Origin of the sequence: Streptomyces sp. NPDC047108 (assembly GCF_040643575.1) — a bacterium.
Classification (GTDB): Bacteria; Actinomycetota; Actinomycetes; order Streptomycetales; family Streptomycetaceae; genus Streptomyces.
Window position 1 is genome coordinate 38,674 of record NZ_JBEYUP010000028.1, and the last position, 22,787, is coordinate 61,460.

Annotated in this window: 16 protein-coding genes and 1 pseudogene; 13 read left to right on the forward strand and 4 right to left on the reverse strand. The window is 71.6% G+C overall.

Annotation, left to right across the window (positions count from 1 at the left end):
• Nucleotides 1-28 precede the first annotated feature (28 nt).
• Nucleotides 29-775, reverse strand: coding sequence for an IclR family transcriptional regulator (locus ABZ822_RS30875; protein ID WP_360861499.1), 747 nt, complete (start codon nucleotides 773-775; stop codon nucleotides 29-31).
• A gap of 244 nt (nucleotides 776-1,019) precedes the next feature.
• Here ABZ822_RS30875 and betA point away from each other — a divergent pair, with 244 nt between their 5' ends.
• Nucleotides 1,020-2,702: a choline dehydrogenase gene (gene betA / locus ABZ822_RS30880; protein ID WP_360861439.1), complete on the forward strand. Its 1,683-nt coding sequence runs from the start codon at nucleotides 1,020-1,022 to the stop codon at nucleotides 2,700-2,702.
• 41 nt (nucleotides 2,703-2,743) lie between these two features.
• Nucleotides 2,744-3,628: a 5,10-methylenetetrahydrofolate reductase gene (locus tag ABZ822_RS30885; RefSeq protein ID WP_360861441.1), complete on the forward strand. Its 885-nt coding sequence runs from the start codon at nucleotides 2,744-2,746 to the stop codon at nucleotides 3,626-3,628.
• A 65-nt stretch (nucleotides 3,629-3,693) separates the two neighbouring features.
• Here the strand turns inward: ABZ822_RS30885 and purU are convergent, their stop codons facing one another.
• A complete protein-coding gene (gene purU / locus ABZ822_RS30890) occupies nucleotides 3,694-4,566 on the reverse strand; it encodes a formyltetrahydrofolate deformylase (protein ID WP_360861443.1) in 873 nt (290 codons plus the stop codon).
• A 271-nt stretch (nucleotides 4,567-4,837) separates the two neighbouring features.
• Here purU and ABZ822_RS30895 point away from each other — a divergent pair, with 271 nt between their 5' ends.
• The 7 genes and pseudogenes from ABZ822_RS30895 to ABZ822_RS30925 all read left to right on the forward strand — a co-directional run bounded on the left by ABZ822_RS30895 (nucleotide 4,838) and on the right by ABZ822_RS30925 (nucleotide 16,799).
• Nucleotides 4,838-5,920, forward strand: coding sequence for a glycine betaine/L-proline ABC transporter ATP-binding protein (locus ABZ822_RS30895; protein WP_360861445.1), 1,083 nt, complete (start codon nucleotides 4,838-4,840; stop codon nucleotides 5,918-5,920).
• On the forward strand, nucleotides 5,920-7,908 hold the full coding sequence (locus ABZ822_RS30900) for an ABC transporter permease subunit (protein ID WP_360861447.1): 1,989 nt from the start codon (nucleotides 5,920-5,922) through the stop codon (nucleotides 7,906-7,908). The genes ABZ822_RS30895 and ABZ822_RS30900 overlap by 1 nt, the downstream gene beginning before the upstream one ends.
• A gap of 32 nt (nucleotides 7,909-7,940) precedes the next feature.
• Nucleotides 7,941-8,915 carry an ABC transporter substrate-binding protein gene (locus ABZ822_RS30905; RefSeq protein ID WP_360861449.1) on the forward strand — a complete coding sequence of 325 codons (975 nt, stop codon included), beginning with the start codon at nucleotides 7,941-7,943 and terminating at the stop codon, nucleotides 8,913-8,915.
• Between the two features lie 212 nt (nucleotides 8,916-9,127).
• A complete protein-coding gene (locus ABZ822_RS30910) occupies nucleotides 9,128-11,581 on the forward strand; it encodes an FAD-dependent oxidoreductase (protein WP_360861451.1) in 2,454 nt (817 codons plus the stop codon).
• A gap of 88 nt (nucleotides 11,582-11,669) precedes the next feature.
• On the forward strand, nucleotides 11,670-12,902 hold the full coding sequence (locus ABZ822_RS30915; RefSeq protein WP_360861452.1) for a sarcosine oxidase subunit beta family protein: 1,233 nt from the start codon (nucleotides 11,670-11,672) through the stop codon (nucleotides 12,900-12,902).
• Between the two features lie 18 nt (nucleotides 12,903-12,920).
• Nucleotides 12,921-16,102 (forward strand): annotated as a pseudogene (locus ABZ822_RS30920) (sarcosine oxidase subunit delta family protein).
• Between the two features lie 91 nt (nucleotides 16,103-16,193).
• A complete protein-coding gene (locus ABZ822_RS30925) occupies nucleotides 16,194-16,799 on the forward strand; it encodes a sarcosine oxidase subunit gamma family protein (RefSeq protein WP_360861502.1) in 606 nt (201 codons plus the stop codon).
• Nucleotides 16,800-16,916: 117 nt separating this feature from the next.
• On the opposite strand, the gene ABZ822_RS30930 is transcribed toward ABZ822_RS30925, so the two are convergent.
• Nucleotides 16,917-17,369 carry a hypothetical protein gene (locus tag ABZ822_RS30930; RefSeq protein WP_360861454.1) on the reverse strand — a complete coding sequence of 151 codons (453 nt, stop codon included), beginning with the start codon at nucleotides 17,367-17,369 and terminating at the stop codon, nucleotides 16,917-16,919.
• Nucleotides 17,370-17,674: 305 nt separating this feature from the next.
• Between ABZ822_RS30930 and ABZ822_RS30935 the strand changes: the two genes are divergently transcribed.
• The 3 genes from ABZ822_RS30935 to ABZ822_RS30945 are packed head-to-tail and all read left to right on the forward strand — an operon-like array spanning nucleotide 17,675 to nucleotide 21,354.
• Entirely contained in the window at nucleotides 17,675-20,455 is a 2,781-nt protein-coding gene (locus tag ABZ822_RS30935; RefSeq protein WP_360861456.1) for a nitrate- and nitrite sensing domain-containing protein, read from the forward strand.
• Nucleotides 20,452-20,889: a roadblock/LC7 domain-containing protein gene (locus tag ABZ822_RS30940; RefSeq protein WP_360861458.1), complete on the forward strand. Its 438-nt coding sequence runs from the start codon at nucleotides 20,452-20,454 to the stop codon at nucleotides 20,887-20,889. Before ABZ822_RS30935 ends, ABZ822_RS30940 begins: the two co-directional genes overlap by 4 nt.
• Nucleotides 20,890-20,898: 9 nt before the next feature.
• Entirely contained in the window at nucleotides 20,899-21,354 is a 456-nt protein-coding gene (locus ABZ822_RS30945; protein WP_360861460.1) for a DUF742 domain-containing protein, read from the forward strand.
• 120 nt (nucleotides 21,355-21,474) lie between these two features.
• Here ABZ822_RS30945 and ABZ822_RS30950 read toward each other — a convergent pair whose 3' ends face one another.
• Nucleotides 21,475-21,723: a DUF6296 family protein gene (locus ABZ822_RS30950; protein WP_360861462.1), complete on the reverse strand. Its 249-nt coding sequence runs from the start codon at nucleotides 21,721-21,723 to the stop codon at nucleotides 21,475-21,477.
• 376 nt (nucleotides 21,724-22,099) lie between these two features.
• Here ABZ822_RS30950 and ABZ822_RS30955 point away from each other — a divergent pair, with 376 nt between their 5' ends.
• A complete protein-coding gene (locus ABZ822_RS30955) occupies nucleotides 22,100-22,708 on the forward strand; it encodes an ATP/GTP-binding protein (RefSeq protein WP_360861464.1) in 609 nt (202 codons plus the stop codon).
• Nucleotides 22,709-22,787 lie beyond the last annotated feature (79 nt).

Here is a 22,787-nt window from a genome sequence, read left to right on the forward strand (position 1 = left end):
CGTGAAGTCGCCGTCCGCGGGCGGCCGTTCAGCCCAGGTAGCCCAGGCGGTGGCTGATCTCCTCAGCGCCGTCGACCAGGACCGGGGCCAGCTCGTGCATCCGCTCCTCGGTGAAGCGGTAGCCCGGTCCGGAGGCGCTGAGCGCGGCCACGACCTCGCCGTCGCGGGAGCGGATGGGCGCGGCCATGGCGTGCAGCCCGACCTCGAACTCCCCCTGGGTGAGCGAGTATCCGCGCTCCCGCGCCTCGGTGAGGCTCTTCTCGAGCTTCACCTTGGACGTCATGGTGCGCGCCGTCACCTTCTTCAGCCCGGTCTCCTTGAGCAGTTCCGTCCGGTCCTTGGTGGAGAGGTGAGCCAGAAGGATTTTGCCGCTGGAGGTCGCGTGCGGGGGCGTGAGCTGCCCGACCCAGTTGTGCGCGGTGACCGCGCCCGGACCGCGCACCTGGTACAGGTTGATCGCGTAATGTTCCTGGAGGACGGCGATGTTGACCGTCTCACCGATCTGCTCCGCCAGCCGCTCGCAGACGGGCCGCCCCTGCTGGGTGATGTCGATACGGTCGGTGACGGCGCCGGCCAGCCGTACGATCCCGAAGCCGAGCCGGTACTTGCCGCGCTCCGCCGCCTGTTCGACGAGGCCGCGTGCTTCCAGAGCGCCGAGCAGGCGGAACGCGGTCGACTTGTGGACGTCGATCTCCGCGGCGACCTCGCTGACGCCGGCCTCGCCGCGCTGGGCGAGGATTTCCAGGACGCTGACCGCGCGATCGACGGACTGCACCCCTCCCGCCGGCTGCTGCCCGGCGTTCTCGACAGCTGCACTGTGGTTGCTCATGATGCAACTATACGCGCTGTAACCAACAGGCCATGGGTCCTTGCGGCAAGGGATTTCTGTTTGAGTAGCCGCTCCTCAGTTGCGTCGGTCGCAACCTGGTGCGCATGGCGATACTCGTACTAGCATGCCCGGCGTACGGCGGCCGGGGGCGCCCCCTGGCCGGAAGTCGGTGGGAGGGAAGAGGCACACCATGGTGGCCACGGAGTACGACTTCGTCATCGTCGGCGGCGGTTCGGCCGGCAGCGCACTGGCCAACCGGCTCTCCGCGGATCCCGGCACCAAGGTGCTGGTGCTGGAGGCGGGCCGCTCGGACTACCGGTGGGACGCCTTCATCCACATGCCCGCCGCGCTGCCCTTCCCCATCGGCAACCGCTTCTACGACTGGAAGTACGAATCCGAGCCCGAGCCGCACATGCACGGCCGCCGCATCTTCCACGCCCGCGGCAAGGTCCTCGGCGGCTCCAGCAGCATCAACGGCATGATCTTCCAGCGCGGCAATCCGCTGGACTTCGAGCGCTGGGCGTCCGGTCCGGGCATGGAGGCGTGGGACGACGCGCACTGTCTGCCGTACTTCCAGCGCATGGAGAACTGCCTGGCCGCCGACCCCGACGACCCCTTCCGCGGGCACGAGGGCAACCTCGTCCTGGAGCGCGGCCCCGCCACCAATCCGCTCTTCCCCGCCTTCCTGGAGGCGGCCGAGCAGGCGGGCTACCCGCGTACGGACGACGTCAACGGCTACCGGCAGGAGGGGTTCGCGGCCTTCGACCGCAATGTGCACCGAGGCCGCCGCCTCTCCGCCGCCCGCGCCTACCTCCACCCCGTCATGAACCGCCCCAACCTCGAGGTGCGCACACGCGCGTATGTCACGCGCATCCTGTTCGACGGCACACGGGCGGTCGGCGTCGAGTACCGCCGCGGCCGCGGCGCACCCCGGCAGGTGTACGCGGGCGAAGTCGTCCTGAGCGGCGGGGCGATCAACTCCCCGCAGCTGCTGCAGCTCTCGGGCGTCGGCAACGCGGACGAACTGCGGGCCCTGGACATCGACGTGGTGCACGACCTGCCGGGGGTGGGGGAGAACCTCCAGGACCACCTGGAGGTGTACGTGCAGTACGCCTGCAAGCAGCCGGTCTCCATGCAGCCGTATCTGAAGTGGCGCCACCGGCCGTGGATCGGTCTCCAGTGGCTCTTCCGCAAGGGCCCGGGCGCCACCAATCACTTCGAGGCGGGCGGGTTCGCGCGGAGCAACGACGACGTGGCGTACCCCAACCTGATGTTCCACTTCCTGCCCATCGCCGTCCGCTACGACGGCTCCGCACCCTCCGGCGGGCATGGCTACCAGGTGCACATCGGGCCGATGTACTCCGATGCCGCCGGCTCGGTGAAGATCAAGAGCAAGGACCCCGACGTCCACCCGGCCCTGACCTTCAACTACCTCTCCACGGAACAGGACCGGCGCGAGTGGGTCGAGGCGATCCGGGTCGCCCGCCGCATCCTCGGCCAGTCGGCGATGGACGCGTTCAACGGCGGCGAGACCTCGCCCGGTCCGGAGGTGCAGAGCGACGAGGAGATCCTCGACTGGGTCGCGAGGGAGGGGGAGACCGCCCTGCACCCGTCCTGCACCTGCAAGATGGGCACCGACGAGATGGCGGTCGTCGACCCGGCGACGATGCGCGTCCACGGCCTGGACGGGCTGCGGGTGGTGGACGCCTCGGTCATGCCGTACATCACCAACGGCAACATCTACGCTCCGGTGATGATGGTCGCCGAGAAGGCCGCCGACCTCATCCTGGGCAACGAGCCGCTGCCGCCCTCGACGGCGGAGTTCTACCGGCACCGGCCCGCCGGGGACGGGCAGCGCCCCGGCCCCGCCTGACACAGGGCGCCTGACACGCGCCCGGGAAAGCGAGAGCGCCCATGCGGCGTACGCCGTTCCCCGACGACGCCGTACGGGCCACCCCCGCCGGGAGCCTGGCCGCCCTGCTGCGCAGGGTCCGGTACGAGGTGCTGCCCACGCCCTCCGCCGAGGAGCGGGTGCTGGGCAGCGTCCCGCCGGATGTGCCGGTCACGGTGACCGCCTCACCGGCCAGGGGGCTCGGCCCGACGCTGGACCTCGCGGTGCGCCTGGCCGGCCACGGCTACCGCGTCGTCCCCCACCTGCCCGCCCGGCAGTTCCTGGACGACGCCCACCTCGCGGATGTCGCCGGCCGCCTCCGGGCGGCCGGCGTGGAGGACGTGTTCGTGCCCGCCGGGGACGCCGATCCGCCCGTGGGGCGGTACGACGCGGCACTGCCCGTCCTGCGCGCGCTGACCCAGTTGGGCAGCCCGTTCCCGCACGTCGGCATCACCGGCTACCCGGAGAGTCATCCGCGGATCGACGACGACGTCACCGTGCAGGCCATGTGGGACAAACAGCGCTATTCCAGCTATATCGTCAGCAACTTGTGCTTCGACGCACGGGTGCTGAGCGCCTGGACCGGCCGGGTGCGGCGCCGCGGCGTCACCCTGCCACTGCACATCGGCGTCGCGGGGCCCGTGCAGCGGGCGAAGCTGCTGTCGATGGCGACGAAGATCGGGGTCGGGGAGTCGGCGCGCTTCCTCACCCGCCACCCCGCCTGGTTCCTGCGCTTCGCTGCCCCCGGCGGCTACGCGCCCGAGCGGCTGCTACGCGCGGGCGCGACCGCGCTGACCGCGCCCGAGGCGAGGGTGGCGGGGCTGCACGTCTTCACGTTCAACCAGATCGCGGAGACGGAGCGCTGGCGGCGCCTGCTGCTGGACCGGCTCGGCGACCCCGGCGCGTAGAAGCGTTCCGACGAGCGGGAGCGGGCGCGCACCGCCCGCCCGTCCCCGTGCCTCACTCACGCTGCTCAGCGGAGGACGACGGTCCTGCTGCCGTTGAGCATGACCCGGCTCTCGCTGTGCCACTGCACCGCGCGGGCCAGGACCTGTGCCTCGACGTCACGCCCGATCGCCACCAGTTCGTCGGGGCTGCGCGAGTGGTCCACGCGGACGACGTCCTGCTCGATGATCGGCCCCTCGTCCAGATCGGGAGTGACGTAGTGGGCCGTGGCGCCGACGAGCTTGACCCCGCGCTCGTGCGCCTGCGCGTACGGCCGTGCGCCCTTGAAACCCGGCAGGAACGAGTGGTGGATGTTGATCGCCCGCCCCTCCAGCCGCTTGCACAGATCGTCGGAGAGGATCTGCATGTAGCGGGCGAGCACGACGAGGTCGACGTCCAGCTCCTCCACCAGCTCCAGCAGACGGGCCTCCGCCTCCGGCTTGGTCTGCGGCGCCACCGGGACGTGGTGGAACGGGATGCCGTAGCTCGCGGCGAGAGAGGCGTACTCGCGGTGGTTGGAGACGATGGCCGGGATCTCGACGTTGAGCGTTCCGGTTCTCCGGCGGAAGAGCAGATCGTTCAGGCAGTGCCCGAATGCCGACACCATGATCAGCGCCCGGGTCGGGGTCGAGGCGTCGTGGAGCTGCCAGGAGATCCGGTACGCCTCCGCGACCGGGGCGAACCCGCGGCACAGCTCCTCGCGTGTGACGCCGGGGTCCGAGACGTCGAAGTGGACCCGCATGAAGAACCGGTCCTGCAACCGGTCGTCGAACTGCCGGCTCTCCAGGATGTTGCCCGAGTGGTCCAAGAGGAAGCCGGTGACGGAGTGGACGAGCCCGGCGCGGTCGGGGCACGAGAGCGTCAGGACGAACTCGCGGCCGGGGCGCGGTCGAGGAGCCATTCTCATCCTCCTTGATGCGCATTACACAACGCGGTGAGTTATACGCAACATCGTCCAGGGCTGGTGTCCGACAGGTCAAGGGCTGTCGGCCAAGTCGACGGGTCGTGAATCAGCCAGGGCTCGCCTCTTGACGTACGCCGGTTCGTGGGCAAGTGTGTTCCACCCCGAGCAAAACGATGCGTGATACGCAACGGAGGTTCGGCGCGCGGCATTTTCTGCACTTCGACGGCGTTGGGCGCGGCGCGCTGAGCCATCGGAAGAGAGGCCGGTCGTGACCGTAATCAGGACAGAACTGCCGCCGCAGCGGGGCTCGTCCGGGGACACGACCCCGGTCATCTCCGTGCGCGGGCTCTGGAAGGTTTTCGGCCAGAAGGCCGCCCAGGTGCCCGGGTCGCCCGAGCTCCGCGAACTCGCCCCCCGCGAGCTGATGGAGCGCACCGGGTGCACGGCGGCGGTCCGCGACGTCGCATTCGACGTCGCGCCCGGCGAGGTGTTCGTCGTCATGGGTCTGTCCGGCTCGGGGAAGTCGACCCTGGTCCGCTGTCTCACCCGGCTGATCGAGCCCACAGCGGGCGAAGTGATCTTCGAGGGCGAGGACATCCGCGCCGCGGACGAGAAACGGCTGCGCGAGCTGCGGCGGCGCAAGTTCTCGATGGTCTTCCAGCACTTCGGACTGCTGCCGCACCGCCCCGTCCTGGACAACGTTTCCTACGGGCTGGAGATCCGCGGGGTGAGCCGGGCCGAGCGCGGCAAGCGGGCGATGGAGGTCATCGACCTGGTCGGCCTCTCCGGCTTCGAGAACTCCTACCCCGACCAGCTCTCCGGCGGTATGCAGCAACGCGTGGGGCTGGCCCGCGCGCTCGCGGTCGACCCCGACGTCCTCCTCTTCGACGAGCCGTTCTCCGCCCTCGACCCGCTCATCCGCCGGGACATGCAGAACGAGGTCATCCGGCTCCACCGCGAGGTCGGCAAGACGATGGTGTTCATCACCCACGACCTCTCCGAGGCGCTGAAGCTCGGCGACCGCATCCTCATCATGCGCGACGGCCGGATGGTGCAGTGCGGCACCGGCGACGAACTGGTCGGCGCACCGGCCGACGACTACGTACGGGACTTCGTCGCCGACGTACCCCGCGCGGAGGTGCTCACCCTCCGCTGGATCATGCGCCCGCCGGGAGACGACGAACCGCTCGACGGGCCCGAGTTCGGCCCCGGCACCGTCGTCCGCGACGCCACCCGCGCGGTGCTCGCCTCCTCCGGCCCCGTCAGGGTCGTCGAGGACGGCAAGCTGCTCGGCGTCGTCGGGGACGAGGAGATCCTGGAGATCGTCGCCGGCGCGCGGGGCGGCGAGTGATGGCGGCACTCACGGAGACGGCCGCACGGGTCGCGTCCCCGCTCAGAGGCGGCCGGAGACTCGCCGTCGCCGGTGCCGTCGTGGCCTGGGTGGTGCTGTGGCTGATATTCGACGGCACGCACACCCTGGCCCTCGGAACGGCCGAACTCACCCCCCTGCACCGTGAGTTCAACGAGTTCTACGACGCCGTCGGCGCCAACCGCAACAGCAACCCGCTGTTCCTCTACTTCTTCAACGAGATCCGGCTCGTCATCGACGGGCTCACCACCTTCATCCAGGGACTGATCTCCCAGCCCGCGTTCGGGCGGCCCGTCCCGGCCGTCGGGTGGCTGGGCGTCGTCGCCGTCGCGGGCTACGCCTCGTGGGCGTTCGGCAACGCGCGGGTCGCCCTGCTGGCGGTCGCCGGGTTCATCTTCCTCGGGCTGCAGGGACTGTGGCTGGAGAGCATGGACACCCTCGCCCTCACCACGGCGGCGGTGCTGGTCTCCCTGCTCATCGGCATCCCGCTGGGCATCTGGGCCGGGCTATCGGACCGGGTGAACCGGCTCCTCACGCCCGTGCTGGACTTCATGCAGACGATGCCGCCGTTCGTCTATCTGGCGCCGCTGACGCTGTTCTTCCTCATCGGCCCCGCGTCCGCCACGATCGCCACGGTCATCTACGCGACGCCGCCGGCCATCCGTATCACCGCGCACGCCATCCGCGGGGTACCGGAAACGGCGGTCGAGGCGGCCCGGTCGATGGGCTCCGCCCGTCGGCAGACCCTCTTCAAGGTGCTTCTGCCGATGTCGAAACGGACGATCGTCCTCGGCGTCAACCAGACCATCATGGCCGCGCTGTCCATGGTCACGATCGCCGCGCTCATCGACGCCCCCGGTCTGGGGAAGACGGTCATCAAGGCCCTCGAGACCCTGGACGTGGGCACGGCCTTCAACTCCGGTCTCGCCATCGTCGTCATGGCCATCGTGCTCGACCGCGTGACGACGGCCGCGAGCGTGAGGGCGGAGGAGGCACGCCGCAGGGGCGGCCGGTTCCGTGCCTGGCGCAAGCCGCTGCTGCTGGGCGGCGGCGTGGCCACCGCGGTCTGCGTCGCCCTCTCGCACACCTACGTGTGGGCCTCGGAGTTCCCGAACGACATCGACCTGGGCAGCGCCATCGCCCGTACAGCGGACTCCGTCACCGGCTGGACGCGGGACCACCTCGCCGGGCTGACGGAGGGTCTGCGGGACCTGGTCACCACCCTGCTCATCGACCCGTTCGAGGCGCTGCTCACCGGCTCGCCGTTCTGGCTCGTCGCCGCCGTGCTGGTGGTCGTGGGCACCGTGCTGGGCGGTTGGCGCGCCGGTGCCACCGCGGCGGTCTGCAGCGGGCTGATCGTCGGCACCGGCCTCTGGCGGGACGCCATGACGACGCTCGCCGCCAGCATGGTGGCCACCGTGATCGTGCTGGCCCTCGGCGTGGTCGTCGGGGTGTGGATGGGGCGCAGCGCCCTGGCGGACCGGCTGATCCGGCCCGTCCTGGACGCGGCGCAGGTCATGCCGCCGTTCGTCTATCTGGTGCCGTTCCTGGCGCTGTTCGACGCGACGCGGTTCACGGCGATCGTCGCCGCGATCGTCTACGCGGCCCCGGTGACCATCAAGATCATCGCGGACGGTGTGCGGGCCGTCCCGCCGACCACCGTGGAGGCGGCGACCGCCGCGGGCTCCAGCACCTGGCAGATCATCACCAAGGTGCAGCTGCCGATGTCCCGCGCGTCCCTGACACTCGCGACCAATCAGGGCCTCATCTACGTGCTGTCGATGGTCGTGGTCGGCGGTCTCGTCGGAGCCGGAGCGCTCGGCTACGACGTCGTCGCCGGTTTCTCGCAGGGTCAGTTGTACGGCAAGGGCCTGGCAGCGGGCCTGGCCATCGTGCTGCTCGGTGTCATGTTCGACCGCATCACGCAGGCGGCGGCACGCCGGGCCGGAAGAGCGCCCCAGGGGCGTTGATGCAGAAGGGCAGGACACTCGTGAAGGACGTCATGACAAGACACGCGCCGGCCGTCCGGCGCGGCGGACTGGCAGGACTGGCGGCGCTTGCCCTGGTACTCAGCGGCTGCGGTGGTGCGAAGGTCGGCGAGTCCGGGGACAAGGGCAGCGACGGGAAGTGCGGCGAGTTCAACATCGCCATCAACCCGTGGGTCGGCTACGAGGCGAATGCGGCGGTCATCGCCCATGTCGCGGAGAAGGAACTCGGCTGCACGGTCAACAAGAAGGACCTCAAGGAGGAGGTCGCCTGGCAGGGCTTCGGCACCGGTGAGGTCGACGCGGTGGTCGAGAACTGGGGCCACCCGGACCTGAAGAAGAAGTACATCGAGCAGCAGAAGACCGCCGTGTCGGCCGGTGAGACCGGGAACAAGGGCGTCATCGGCTGGTACGTGCCGCCGTGGATGGCGAAGAAGTACCCCGACATCACCGACTGGAAGAGTCTGAACAAGTACGCCGACATCTTCAAGACCTCCGAATCCGGAAGCAAGGGCCAGCTCCTCGACGGCGATCCGTCGTTCGTCACCAACGACGGGGCCCTGGTGAAGAATCTGAAGCTGGACTACAAGGTGGTGTACGCGGGCAGCGAGGCCGCGCTCATCCAGGCGTTCCGCAAGGCGGAGGCCGAGAAGAAGCCGGTGCTCGGGTATTTCTACGAACCCCAGTGGCTCTTCTCCGAGATGAAGCTCGTCAAGGTCGATCTGCCCCCGTACAAGGAGGGCTGCGACGCGGACACCGAGAAGGTCGCCTGCGACTATCCCGAATACGCTCTCGACAAGATCGTGAGCAAGAAGTTCGCCGATTCCGGCAGCCCCGCCTACGACTTGGTCAAGAAGTTCACCTGGACCAATGAGGACCAGAACGTCGTGGCGCAGTACATCGCCCAGGACAAGATGACGCCCGAGAAGGCCGCCGAGAAGTGGGTGGAGGAGAACCAGGACAAGGTCGACGCCTGGATCGGCAAGGGCTGACCAGGAGGGGAATTCCCCGTACTCCGCAGGTGCCCGGCGACTGCTTCGGCAGCCGCCGGGCACCGCTGTTTTCCGCCCGGCGGCCGGCCCGCTCTTCCGGGCGCCGACACCCCCTTGACACCGACTTCCGGCGAGCGGCACTGTGAGTTGCGCAACCTGATGCACGTTGCGCACACAGCAACCAGACTTCGTTGGGTGTTGGAGGGGTGGCGATGGCGGGACCGCGAGTGGTCATCATCGGCGCCGGTGTCGTGGGAGCGGCCCTGGCCGATGAACTGTCCTCCCGGGGCTGGACCGAGGTGAGCGTCGTCGACCAGGGACCACTGCCCGTCACGGGCGGTTCGTCGTCCCACGCACCGGGCCTGGTCTTCCAGACCAACCCGTCGAAGACGATGACCGAGCTGGCCCGGTACACCGTGGAGAAGCTCAGCTCCCTCGCGGTCGACGGCGAGCCCTGCTTCCTCCAGGTCGGCGGCCTCGAAGTGGCCACCACCCCCGAGCGCCTCGCCGAACTGCAGCGCCGCCACGGCTGGGTCACCGCCTGGGGCATCGAGGCCCGCCTGCTGGACGCCGACGCCTGCGTGGCGCTCCACCCGCTGCTCGCCCCCGACCGGGTGCTCGGCGGACTGCTGATCCCCACCGACGGCCTGGCCAAGGCGGTCCTCGCCGTCGACGCCCAGCTCCGCGCCGCCACCGACCGCGGCGTACGGTGCCTCGCCCGCCACGAGGTCCTCGACATCCGCACCGAGACGGCCGAGGACGGCACCGACCGCGTCCGGGCGGTGGTCACCGACCACGGCGAGATCCCCGCCGACGTCGTCGTCTGCTGCGCCGGGATCTGGGGCCCCAAGGTCGCCCGCATGGCCGGGATGGACCTGCCCCTGACCCCGCTCGCGCACCAACTCGCCTGGACGGGCCCGGTTCCCGCCCTCGCCGGCCAGGAGCAGGAGGCGGTCCGCCCGATCCTCCGCCACCAGGACGCCGACCTCTACTACCGCGACCGGTACGACCGTCTGGGCATCGGCTCGTACGGCCACCGCCCCATGCCGGTCCCCGTGGACGAGATCGCGTCCGTGGACGCCGCGGAGACGATGCCCTCCGTCCTGCGCTTCACGGAGGACGACTTCGCCGACGCCTGGACGGAGACGCAGGCCCTGCTGCCCGCCACGCGCGAGGCGAAGATCGAGGAAGGCATCAACGGCCTCTTCTCCTTCACCACCGACGGCATGCCCCTGCTGGGCGAGTCACCGGAGGTCAAGGGGTTCTGGGTCGCCGAGGCCGTGTGGGTCACCCACTCCGCGGGCGTCGGCCGCGCCATGGCCGAATGGCTCGTCGACGGCCACTGCACCTCGTTCGATCTGCACGAGTGCGACGTCAACCGCTTCGAAGCGCATCAACTCGCCCCCGACTACGTCGTGGCGCGCGGCTGCCGCAACTTCGAAGAGGTCTACGACATCATCCATCCGCTCCAGCCGCCCGGGGACCTCCGCCCCCTGCGCACCAGCCCGTTCCACGTACGGCAGCGGGAGCTGAACGCGTACTTCCTGGAGGCGTCCGGCTGGGAGCGGCCGCAGTGGTACTCCGCCAACGAACCCCTCCTGGCCCGCCACGACATCCCCGTCCCCGGCGACTGGGCGGCGCGCATGTGGTCGCCCGTCGTCGGCGCCGAGGCGCTTGAGACCCGCGGGAGCGTGGCGATGTACGACATGACGGCGCTGAAGCGGCTGGAGGTGACCGGTCGGGGCGCCGCGGCGTTCCTGCAGTCCATGACGACGGCCCACGTGGCCAAGTCGGTCGGCTCCGTCACCTACTCCCTGATGCTCGACCAGGACGGTGGCATCCGCAGCGACATCACCGTCGCCCGGCTCGGCCGCGACCGTTTCCAGATCGGTGCCAACGGCCCGCTCGACCTCGACTGGCTCACCCGCCACCTGCCCCGGGACGGCTCCGTGGCCGTCCGCGACATCACCGCCGGCACCTGCTGCATCGGCCTGTGGGGCCCCAGGGCCCGCGACGTCCTCCAGCCGCTCACCGACAGCGACTTCTCGGGCCAGGGCCTGCGCTACTTCCGCGCCAAGTCCGCCCACATCGGAGCCGTCCCCGTCACCGCGATGCGCCTGAGCTACGTCGGCGAACTCGGCTGGGAGCTGTACACGACCGCCGACCTGGGCCTGAAGCTCTGGGACACGCTCTGGGAGGCGATGCAGCCCCACGGCGGCATCGCCGCGGGCCGCGGCGCCTTCAACAGCCTCCGCCTGGAGAAGGGTTACCGGGCCTTCGGCACCGACATGACTTACGAGCACGACCCGTACGAGGCCGGCCTGGCCTTCGCCGTCAAGCTCGACCGGGGCGACTTCATCGGCCGCGCCGCACTCGAGGAGCGGATGACGGAGGTACGCCGCCGCCTGACCTGCCTCACCATCGACGACCCGAGCGGCGTGGTCATGGGCAAGGAGCCCGTCTACGACGGAACGGCCTGCGTAGGGCACGTCACCAGCGCCGCCTGGGGCTACACGATCGGCAAGGGCATCGCGTACGCCTGGCTGCCCGCCGACGCCGCCGTGCCCGGACGCACCCTCCACATCGGCTACTTCGACCGGCGCGTGCCGGCCGTCGTCGCCGAGGAGCCGCTGTTCGACCCGTCGATGTCACGGCTGCGCGGCTGACCGCCGCGCCCGGAAAGCCCGATCCGGCAGCCGTGTCCCACGGCCGTATCCCCCAGCCACCGCTCACCGAGGAAGCAGGAGATCTCCGATGAGCCCGCGCACCCCCGGCGCCGACCTCCCCGAGCACCCCGACTCGCTGTGGCGCACCCCCGAGCCCAAGCGCGCGTACGACGTCGTCATCGTGGGCGGCGGCGGACACGGCCTGGCCACGGCCCACTACCTCGCCAGGAACCACGGCATCACCAACGTCGCGGTCCTGGAACGGGGCTGGCTCGCGGGCGGCAACATGGCCCGCAACACCACCATCATCCGGTCCAACTACCTCTGGGACGAGAGCGCCGCCCTCTACGAGCACGCCCTCAAGCTGTGGGAGGGCCTGGAGGACGACCTCGACTACCCCCTCCTCTTCTCCCAGCGCGGCGTGCTGAACCTGGCGCACAGCCTCCAGGACGTACGCGACAGCGTGCGCCGTGTCGAGGCCAACCGGCTCGGCGGCGTGGACGCCGAATGGCTGGACCCCGAAGGCGTCAAGGACGTCTGCCCGATCGTCAACATCGCGCCGGACGTGCGCTATCCGGTCCTCGGCGCCACTTACCAGCCGCGGGCCGGGATCGCCAAGCACGACCATGTCGCCTGGGGCCTGGCCCGGTCCGCCGACGCCGCCGGGATCGACATCATCGAGAACTGTGAGGTCACCGGGATCGACGTACGGGGCGGCCGGGTGACCGGCGTCCGCACCTCGCGCGGCCCGATCGCCGCCGGCAAGGTGGCGCTCTGCGCGGCCGGGCACTCCTCGGTGCTCGCCGGGATGGCCGGGTTCGACCTGCCCCTCCAGAGCCATCCGCTGCAGGCGCTGGTCTCCGAACTGCTGGAGCCCGTCCACCCCACGGTGGTCATGTCCAACGCGGTGCACGTCTACGTCAGCCAGGCGCACAAGGGCGAACTCGTCATGGGCGCGGGCATCGACGCGTACAACGCCTACACCCAGCGCGGCGCGTTCCACATCATCGAACGCCAGATGGCCGCGGCCCTCGAACTGTTCCCGGTCTTCGCCCGCGCTCACGTCCTGCGCACCTGGGGCGGCATCGTCGACGTCAGCCCCGACGCCTCGCCCATCCTCGGCCTCACCCCGGTCGACCACCTCTACCTCAACTGCGGCTGGGGGACCGGGGGGTTCAAGGCCACACCCGGAGCCGGATGGGTCTACGCCCACACCATCGCCCACGACGAGCCGCATCCGCTCGGCGCCCCCTTCTCGCTGACGCGTTTCACCACCGGCGCGCTCGTCGACGAGCACGGCGCGGCCGCGGTGGCCCACTGAGGAGAAGAGGACCTGCCCATGCTGCTGATCCCATGCCCCTGGTGCGGGCCCCGCGACGAGGCCGAGTTCCACTACGGCGGCCAGGCCCATGTGCCCTACCCCGAGGACCCGGCGGCCCTCACAGACGAGGAGTGGGCGCGCTACCTCTTCTTCCGCGACAACCCCAAGGGGCCGTTCGCCGAGCGCTGGAGCCACGCGGCCGGCTGCCGCCGCTGGTTCAACGCCGTACGCGACACGGCCACTCACGAGATCCTCGCCGTCCACCGCGCCGGCGAACCAGGACCGGTGATCCGATGACCTCGCAAGCCGACCGGCGGCCCGCCGGGGGCCGTATCGCGCGCGATCAGCCGCTGCGCTTCCGCTTCGACGGCGTCGCGTACGAGGGCTGTCGCGGCGACACCCTCGCCTCCGCCCTGCTGGCGTGCGGCGTCCACGTCACCGGCAGCAGCGTCAAACTCGGCCGCCCGCGCGGGATCTTCGCGGCGGGCAGCGAGGAGCCGAACGCGGTCGTCCAGATCGAGGCCCCCTTCCCCGAGCCGATGCTGCCCGCGACGACCGTCGAGCTGTACGACGGCCTGGTGGCGAGCAGCCTCCCGGGCCGGGGCCGGCTCGCGACGCGTCCCGACCCGGCCCGGTACGACACGCTGCACGCCCACTGCGACCTGCTGGTCGTCGGCGCGGGACCGGCGGGCCTCGCCGCGGCGACGGCCGCGGCGGCGAGCGGCGCCCGCGTCATCCTGGCCGACGAGCAGCCCGAGCCGGGCGGCAGCCTGCTCGGGGCGGTCGACCCGGAAGCCCCCGACGCCCGTGGTGAAGTCCCGTCCGCTGGGCCGGCGTTGCTCGACTGGCTGACCGCGGCGGCGGGTGAACTCGACGCGGCACCGGAGGTCCGCGTCCTGCGCCGCACCACCGTCTTCGGCTACTACGACGACAACTACCTCCTCGCCGTCGAGCGCCGCACCTCCCACCTGGGAGACCGCGCGCCCGCCCATGTCTCGCGCGAGCGCGTCTGGCGGATCCGCGCGCGGCGCGTGGTCCTCGCGACGGGCGCCCACGAGCGCTCGTTCGCGTTCGAGGGCAACGACCGGCCCGGCGTCATGCTCGCCGCATCGGCCCGCACCTACGCGGTCCGGTACGGCGTCCTCCCCGGGCGCCGGGCCGTCGTCTGCACCACCAACGACAGCGCGTACGACGCCGCCCTCGGACTGGCCGCCGCGGGCGTGGAGATCGCCGCGATCGCCGACTCCCGCCCGGAGCCCGGGCGCGCGGCCGCTCGCGCCGCCGCGGCCGGGATCGAGGTGCTGCACGGGTACGCCGTCACCTCGGCGGCGGGCGATCCGCACGTTACGTCGGTGACGGGCCGGCCTCTGGGGCAGAGCCCGGCGCCGGTACGGGAGTTCGCGGCCGATCTGCTCCTCGTCTCCGGCGGCTGGAACCCCGCCGTGCACCTCTTCAGCCAGGCGGGCGGGAGGCTGCGGTACGACGACACGCTCGGCGCGTTCGTCCCCGGCGCCTGCCGCCAGGCCGTACGGGTCGCCGGTGCGGCCCGCGGCGTCTTCGGCCTCGGCGCGGCGCTGGCGGACGGGGCGGAGGCCGGCGCCCGGGCCGTCGAGGCCGAGGGGTTCACGGCGGCCGGGACGCGATCAGGACCCGCTGCCGGATGCGGGCCCGTGCCGATCCCCGAGGTCCGTGACGAACCGGTGTCGCCCCCCGCGCACCTGTGGCACGTCCCGGGTGCCGACCCCGCCCTCAGCTTCGTCGACCTGCAACGCGACGTCACGGTCGCCGACCTCGCCCGCGCGACGGGCGCGGGCCTGCGGTCCGTGGAGCACGTCAAGCGCTACACCACGGCCGGCACGGCGCACGACCAGGGCAAGACCTCGGGCGTCCTGGCGACCGGCGTCGTCGCGCAGCTCCTCGGCACCGATGCCGCCGCCCTTGGCACGACCACGTTCCGCGCCCCGTACACCCCGGTCTCCTTCGCCGCGCTCGCCGGGCGGGACCGCGGCGACCTCCACGACCCCGTACGCGTCACCGCCCTGCACGACTGGCACGTGGCGCACGGGGCCCTGTTCGAGAACGTCGGGCAGTGGAGGCGGCCGTGGTACTTCCCGCGGGAAGGGGAGGACATGGCGGCGGCGGTGTTGCGTGAGTGCCGCGCGGCGCGTGAGGGCGTGGCCTTCATGGACGCCTCGACGCTCGGGAAGATCGACGTACGCGGGCCCGACGCCGGCATCTTCCTCGACCGGCTCTACACCAACATGATGAGCACGCTGCGGACCGGCATGATCCGCTACGGCGTGCTCTGCCGCCCCGACGGCATGGTCTTCGACGACGGCACCGTCATCCGCCTCGCCGACGACCATTTCCTCACCACCACGACCACGGGCAACGCCGCCGCCGTCCTGGACTGGATGGAGGAGTGGCTGCAGACGGAGTGGCCGTATCTGCGGGTGCACTGCACCAGCGTCACCGAACAGTGGGCCACCGTCGCCCTCGTCGGGCCCCGCTCGCGCGACGTGCTCGCCGCCCTCGCCCCGGACCTCGCCGCCGACGCCGAGAGCTTCCCCTTCATGGCGTGGCGGGACACGGATGTCGCCGGGATCCCCGCACGCGTGTGCCGGATCAGCTTCTCCGGCGAACTCGCCTACGAGATCAACGTCCTGCCGTGGGAGGCGACGGCCCTGTGGGAGGCGCTGGACGACGCGGGGCGCCCCTTCGGCATCACCCCGTACGGCACCGAGACCATGCATGTGCTGCGGGCCGAGAAGGGCTACCCCATCGTCGGCCAGGACACCGACGGCACCGTCACCCCGCAGGACCTCGGCATGGGGTGGGTGGTGTCCCGGAAGAAGCGCGACTTCATCGGCAAGCGCTCCTACGCACGCCCCGACACCGCCAGGCCCGACCGGAAGCATCTCGTCGGGCTCCTCCCGGACGACGGATGCACGCTGCTGCCCGAGGGCGCCCACCTCGTGGCGTACGGCACGCTCCCCGAGCCGCCGGTGCCCACCCTCGGGCACGTCACCTCCAGCTACCGCAGTGCCGCGCTCGGCCGCCCCTTCGCGCTCGCGCTCGTCAAGGGCGGCCGGGAGCGCATCGGCGACCGGGTGTTCGCACCGGTCGGGGACGCGCTCGTCCCGGTGACGGTCACCGGTCCCGTTCTCTACGACCCCGAGGGGGCACGCCGTGACGGCTGAGACCACGATCATCGGGACGACGACTGCCGGGACGACGCGTGCCGGGACGACGAGTGCGGGGCCGACGAGTACGACACAGGCCCCGACCGAGGTGACGGGAGCCACCGCCCGCCGCAGCCCCCTGGACCGGCACCACGCCCGCTTCGCCGCGGCCACCCGCGCGTCGGGCGGCGCCGTCCGCCTGGCGGAGTTCCCCTTCCTCACCCAGCTCTCCGTACGTCTGGATCCCCAGGGGCCCGCGGGAGACGCGGTGGGGCCCGCCCTGGGACTCCAGCTCCCTCTGGAGCCCAACACCCTCGTACGGGCCGGTGAGTTGGCGGCCCTCTGGCTCGGGCCCGACGAGTGGCTTGTGGTCGGACCGCCCGAAGGGGGGCACGACCTGCGGGCGCGGCTGCGGGCGGCATCGGAGAATCCGGCCGTCTCCGTCGTGGACGTCTCGGCGCAGCGCACCACACTGCTCGTGGGCGGTGCGCGGTCGCGGGATGTGCTGGCGCGGGGCTGTTCGCTCGATCTGCACCCCCGCTCGTTCGGCGCGGGCCGCTGCGCGCAGACGAACCTGGCCCGTACGCAGGTGGTGCTGGCGGCGCGCGACGCAGACAAGCCCGGCTTCTGGGTGCTCGTCCGCTCGTCGTTCGCCGGATACCTCGGGGACTGGCTGCTGGACGCAGCCACGGAGTACACCACCCCGGACCCCTGACCCCGGAACGAGCAGCGACCCGGTCCCGGCCGCGCCCTCCGCATGACCGGATGCCCGGGACCGGGCGGAGCGGGGGAGGGGACAACGGCAGTCCCGGGCCCGACCGGACGCGACCGGTCAGGCTCGCGACAGCCGCTGCCCCGACACTGGCCGGGAGCGCTCCGCCCTGCGGGCCTCACGCCGCGCCCTGCGCCGCTCGCGCCGCAGCGCCCGCGCCGTGCTGCTCGGCTCCGAGACCACTCCGTGCCGCTGGTTCCACACCTGCCGGGTCACCCAGACGTCCAGCACGCTCCAGGTCGCGACGACGGTGCTCGCGACCGTGCCGAGCACCGCGGGGAACGCGAACCACGAACCCGCGAACGTGCAGAGCACCGCGACCATGGCCTGAACGAGGGTGACGGACGTGATGATCCAGGCCCGGACCGCCGCCCTGCGGACGGGATCGGGCAACCGTGGCCGTACGGCCGGTTCCTCGGTCCACAGCGAGGTGTGCCCTCCGCTGTGCCCCCCGCTGTGTGCGCCGCTCTCCTCGACGCCACTGCTGTCCACGATGTCCGGTTCCGTCTTCATCCGGCTCTCACTCCCCTCAACCAGGATCACGAACGGAAGGAGACCTGAGGTTCCCGATGAAGCCGTCTTTCCGCGAACCCCCGTCTCCAACCTCCGAATCCGGCGGTCGGTACGGCCCGTGCCCAAGGACGGGATGTCCGCGCATCGGCCGACAACGACGGATGCGGGCTCGAGGATGACATGGGTGAACGTCCGGACGGGTCTTCGAGATGACCGGCAGGCAGTAGTAGGCTCGCGCCGTTTATGGAAACGGAATCCGGACCGGAACACCGCCCCCGCCTGCCGGGGTTGACGTAGGGGAGGCCATGCGCTTTCGCGGGAAGTCCATCCGCAGGAAGATCGTGGGGCTGCTTCTGGTTCCGCTGGTGTCCCTGACGTCCATCTGGGCCTTCGCCACGGTGATCACCGGCCGCGAGGCGAAGCAACTCCTGGACACCGCCCAGATCGTGGACGAGGTGGGCCTCCCCGCCGAGGACACCGTACAGATGCTCCAGCAGGAGCGCAGGCAGACCCTGGTGCACCTCGCCGACCCCCGGAAGTCGGACGGGCTCGGCCGGCTCCACCGCCAGGAGGCGGCCACCGACCAGGTGGTGGACCGGCTGCGGGCCAACGCCCGCGAGGGCGGCATACGGGACGGCATGGGCGACGACGCGGACCTGCGCCTCAGCAATCTGCTCGACGGCCTCGAGGGGCTGGAGACCCTGCGCGCCAAGGTCGAGGAGGGCACGATCTCCCGGCCCTACGCCTTCGCCGCGTACAACGCGCTCATCGACCCCGCCTTCGAGTTCCTGAACGCCCTGCACGCCCTGGACGACGCCGAGATGGACAAGCAGGGCCGGGCCATCGTCGGCGTCACCCGCGCCCGCGAGGAGCTCTCCCGCGAGGACGCCCTGCTCGCCTCGGCGCTCGCCGCGGGCCGGATCAGCCAGCGCGACCAGCGGGCCTTCTCCGACCTCGTGGCCAACCGCAAGCTCCTCTACTCCACCAACCTGCCGGTCCTCCCCGCAGAGGAGGGCGCCGTCTTCGAGAAGTACTGGAACGGCCCCGACACCGTCGACCTGCGGGGCGACGAGGAGCGGGTGATCAACGCCCCGACCGAGGAGGCCCTCGACGGCATCAACGCCGAGCGCTGGCAGGCCGCTTCGAGCACCGTCCTGGACGCGCTCGACCGCATGGGCGCCGACGCCGGCCGCGACTACCAGGACCGCGTCCAGCCGATCGCCGTCGGCGTCCTGATCCAGGCGGCCGTCGCGGGCGTCCTGGGCTTCGCCGCCGTCCTCGTCTCGATCATCGTCTCCGTCCGCATCGGCCGCGCCCTGGTCCGGGACCTGACCCGGCTGCGCAAGGAGGCCCACGAGGTCTCCGGCGTACGGCTGCCCAGCGTGATGCGCCGCCTCGCCGCCGGGGAGCAGGTCGACGTCGAGACCGAGGCGCCGCGCCTGGAGTACGGCCAGGACGAGATGGGCCAGGTCGGCAAGGCCCTCAACACCCTGCAGCGCGCCGCCCTGGAGGCCGCCGTCCGGCAGGCGGACATGCGGCGCGGCGTCTCCGAGGTCTTCGTCAACCTCGCCCGCCGCAGCCAGGTACTCCTCCACCGCCAGCTCACCCTGCTCGACACGATGGAGCGGCGCACCGAGGACACCGAGGAACTGGCGGACCTGTTCCGCCTCGACCACCTCACCACGCGTATGCGGCGTCACGCCGAGGGCCTGGTGATCCTCTCGGGCGCCGCCCCGTCCCGGCAGTGGCGCAAGCCGATCCCGCTCATGGACGTCGTCCGCGCCGCCGTGGCCGAGGTCGAGGACTACGAGCGGGTCGAGGTGCGCCGGCTGCCGCGGATGGCGGTGACCGGCCCCGCCGTCGCCGACGTCACCCACCTCATAGCCGAACTCCTCGAGAACGCCACGGTGTTCTCGCCGCCGCACACCGCCGTTCAGGTCCTCGGCGAGCGCGTCGCCAACGGCTTCACCCTGGAGATCCACGACCGGGGCCTGGGCATGGCCCCCGACGCGCTCCTCGACGCCAACCTGCGTCTCGCCGAGACCCCCGAGTTCGAACTGTCCGACACCGACCGGCTCGGCTTGTTCGTCGTCAGCCGGCTGGCCCGCCGCCAAGGCGTACGGGTCTCCCTGCAGACCTCGCCGTACGGCGGCACCACCGCGGTCGTCTTCATCCCGTCGGCGCTGCTCACCGACGCACCCTCCGACGAGGCGCCGGACGAGGGGGAGGCCGAGGCGCCGGGCGAGCAGGAGAGGTCCGGCGACCCGCTCACGACCCTGGCCCAGTTCCCTCTCCCCATGGCAGGGACGCAGAGCGCGGATCCTGCCCTCGACGGCCCGGTGGAACTCGAGGCACCGGTCTCCGCCCTGGACGATGACGACGACGGGCTCATCTTCCGCGGCCGCGGCGCCGAGCGCGACGCGTGGCGCGGCCGGCGGCTCCGCCAGGGCGGGGCCCCGGCGGGGCGGAGCGGAGAGCGCGGGACACGGCACGGCGGAACGGCGTCCGGCGAGGAGCCGCGCGACACCGGCGGGCACGAGCAGGTCCCCGACAACGACGGGCCCGAAGTGACCCGCCCCGACCGCCAGGTGCCGCTGCCCCGCCGCACCCCGCCGCCCGTCCTGGTCTCCGACCACGGCCGGCCCGTGGACGCGCAGGACCGCAGCGGCGGCGCCGCCCGCGAGGAGACCGACGCGTCGCGCGAGGAGGCCGGCACCGAGGGATCACGCCCCCGGGCGGAGGCGTCGCACGACAGCGCAGGAGAACGACCGTCACCACCCGCGGAGTCCACCGCGACATCCGTGGGAGGGCTGCCCCGCCGTGTACGGCAGGCCAGTCTCGCTCCGCAGCTCAAGACCGATCCCGCACAGCGCGCCGGGCAGCACGGGCCCCGGCCCGCGGAGAGCGAACCCGAGCGCGATGCCGAGGAGGTGAGGGCCCGTATGGCCTCACTCCAGCGTGGCTGGCAGCGCGGCCGGGCTCAGACCGGCGAGGACACCGCGTCCGGCCGGGCTCACACCGGCGAGGACAATGCGTCCGGCCGGGACACCGCATCAGGAACGACACCCGAGGGGGACGGTCGATGACAGCACCGGCACACAACGCCGCGACGGGCGCGGGAGGCCAGCTCAACTGGCTTCTCGACGAACTGGTCGACCGTGTGGGCAGCATCCGCAAGGCGCTGGTGCTCTCCGGCGACGGACTGGCCAAGGGCACCTCGAAGGATCTGACCCGGGAGGACGGCGAGCACCTTGCCGCCGTGGCCTCGGGCTTCCACAGCCTGGCCAAGGGCGTGGGCAACCACTTCGACGCCGGTGACGTACGCCAGACCGTCGTGGAACTGGACGACGCCTTCCTGTTCGTCACCGCGGCCGGCGACGGAAGCTGCCTCGCCGTGCTCGCCGACGCGGACTCCGACGTCGGTCAGATCGCGTACGAGATGACGCTGATGGTCAAGCGGGTCGGCATTCACCTGGGCACCGCTCCGAGGAGCGGGCCCGGCCCCGCCGCCGGGGGGTGACGAGGCGCCATGACGGAGCACGGGGGTTCCACGCACGACGGCGGCCCGGGGGAGGGCGGCCGGGAGGAGGGGCGTAGCGCGGCTCACTGGTTCGACGACGCGGCCGGTCCGGTCGTGCGTCCGTACGCCATGACGCGGGGCAGGACCCGCAGCGCGGCCGAGGACCGGCTCGACCTCATCGCGGTCGTCGTCGCCGAGTCACGGAGCGGTGCGGGCGGCGCCCCGGGCGCCGTGGACCACGCGCTGTCCCCCGAGCACCTGGACATCGTCGACCGCTGCCGGGAGGTGCCGCAGTCGGTGGCGGAACTCGCGACCGACCTGGACCTCCCGGTGGGGGTCGTGCGGGTGCTCATCGGTGATCTGCTGGACGAGGACCTGGTCCATGTCTCGCGCCCCGTACCTCCCGCCGAGCTGCCGGACGCGAGCATCCTGCGTGAGGTGATCGACGGCCTGCGGGCCCTGTGAGGGCGCTGTGGGGGCGCGGGGCGCAGCGGCGACGGGACACGGTTTCGTGGATCCGCGGCCCGATGGTCCGGTCTGGGGCACGGCTCAGGGCTCCGGCCACGGCACGGGCTTCCGGTCCGTCTACGGTACGGGCCGCGCCTCGACCGTCGCGCGGTGCTCCTGATGGCCGCCGCTGGCGATCATCCGTACCTCGTCGCGGTCGCTGATCTCGGCCCGGACGATCCCGGTGTCGTCCGCGTAGACGGGGTGCCCGCCGGGGCCGCTGCGGTCGGTCCGGTGGACCAGCACCACGTCTTCTCCCTCGTCGGGTGAGAGAGCCGGGACACCGGAGTGCTCGAACACAAGTTCGTACTCTTCCGCTTGCCGCATGACGCCCTCCTCAGCCGTGAACCCCCACGTGATGCTGTGACCAGACTGCCCAGAACCGGACGTAAGACACAAATCACCAAGCGATATCCCGCCCCGGAGCCGGGAAATCCGAGGGATCGGCTACGGAGTGTGCGGGGCTCGTATACGGTACGGCGAGCGGCGCGGCGCGCGGTGCCGCGAGGCGTGGTGCGTACGGTCCTCCCGTGCGGCCCGCGCCGTGACGGCCCGGGGCGACGCCACCGGCCGTCACGACTTTGCGCGCAGGATGTCGGGGGCGTGAAGGATCCGGTCGCTTCGTGGACCTGGGGAGCCCGGAAGGGCACGCCGCCGCTACAGTCCTCCCCGAAGGATCTCCGTACAGCGAAGTGAGAGAGCCATGGCCTTCGGGCGCTCCGAACGGCGCCGCAAGCCTCCTGCCGAACCGGTGACCCTCAAGATCCTGGTGGCAGGCGGCTTCGGAGTCGGCAAGACGACCCTCGTCGGCGCGGTCAGTGAGATCAAGCCGCTGCGCACCGAGGAACTGCTCACGGAGGCGGGCCGCCCCGTGGACTCGCTCGACGGGGTGGAGACCAAGACCACGACCACCGTGGCCATGGACTTCGGCCGGATCTCCCTCCGTGACGACCTGGTGCTGTATCTCTTCGGCACACCGGGTCAGGACCGATTCTGGTTCCTGTGGGACGAGTTGGCGCGGGGAGCGCTGGGCGCCGTCGTGCTCGCGGACACCCGTCGCCTCGGCAACTGCTTCGCCGCCGTCGACTACTTCGAGCAGCGCGGCATCCCCTTCACGGTCGCCGTCAACTGCTTCGAGGGGGCGCAGCGTTACGCGCCGGACACCGTCCGGGACGCGCTCGACCTGGACCCCGGCGTGCCGGTCGTGCTGTGCGACGCGCGGGAGAGGGAGTCGGCGAAGCAGGTGCTGATCTCGGTCGTCCAGCACGCCCTGGAGACCGGCATCGCCCACCCCCAGCCCGCGGCCACCTGACGGCCCGTCCGGGGACGGAGAGGCACCCGAAAACCGGGGCCCCGGCGGACCGCCCTCACTTCGGACGGCCCGCCGGAGA

Excerpts from the sequence above, each read along its gene's own strand:
- ABZ822_RS30955 (WP_360861464.1), top strand. The coding sequence starts at position 22,100 with ATGGCCTTCGGGCGCTCCGAACGGCGCCGCAAGCCTCCTGCCGAACCG.
- ABZ822_RS30900 (WP_360861447.1), top strand. The coding sequence starts at position 5,920 with ATGGCGGCACTCACGGAGACGGCCGCACGGGTCGCGTCCCCGCTCAGA.
- ABZ822_RS30930 (WP_360861454.1), bottom strand. The coding sequence starts at position 17,369 with ATGAAGACGGAACCGGACATCGTGGACAGCAGTGGCGTCGAGGAGAGC.
- ABZ822_RS30940 (WP_360861458.1), top strand. The coding sequence starts at position 20,452 with ATGACAGCACCGGCACACAACGCCGCGACGGGCGCGGGAGGCCAGCTC.
- ABZ822_RS30935 (WP_360861456.1), top strand. The coding sequence starts at position 17,675 with ATGCGCTTTCGCGGGAAGTCCATCCGCAGGAAGATCGTGGGGCTGCTT.
- ABZ822_RS30915 (WP_360861452.1), top strand. The coding sequence starts at position 11,670 with ATGAGCCCGCGCACCCCCGGCGCCGACCTCCCCGAGCACCCCGACTCG.
- ABZ822_RS30905 (WP_360861449.1), top strand. The coding sequence starts at position 7,941 with ATGACAAGACACGCGCCGGCCGTCCGGCGCGGCGGACTGGCAGGACTG.
- ABZ822_RS30885 (WP_360861441.1), top strand. The coding sequence starts at position 2,744 with ATGCGGCGTACGCCGTTCCCCGACGACGCCGTACGGGCCACCCCCGCC.
- ABZ822_RS30945 (WP_360861460.1), top strand. The coding sequence starts at position 20,899 with ATGACGGAGCACGGGGGTTCCACGCACGACGGCGGCCCGGGGGAGGGC.
- betA (WP_360861439.1), top strand. The coding sequence starts at position 1,020 with ATGGTGGCCACGGAGTACGACTTCGTCATCGTCGGCGGCGGTTCGGCC.
- ABZ822_RS30910 (WP_360861451.1), top strand. The coding sequence starts at position 9,128 with ATGGCGGGACCGCGAGTGGTCATCATCGGCGCCGGTGTCGTGGGAGCG.
- ABZ822_RS30950 (WP_360861462.1), bottom strand. The coding sequence starts at position 21,723 with ATGCGGCAAGCGGAAGAGTACGAACTTGTGTTCGAGCACTCCGGTGTC.
- purU (WP_360861443.1), bottom strand. The coding sequence starts at position 4,566 with ATGGCTCCTCGACCGCGCCCCGGCCGCGAGTTCGTCCTGACGCTCTCG.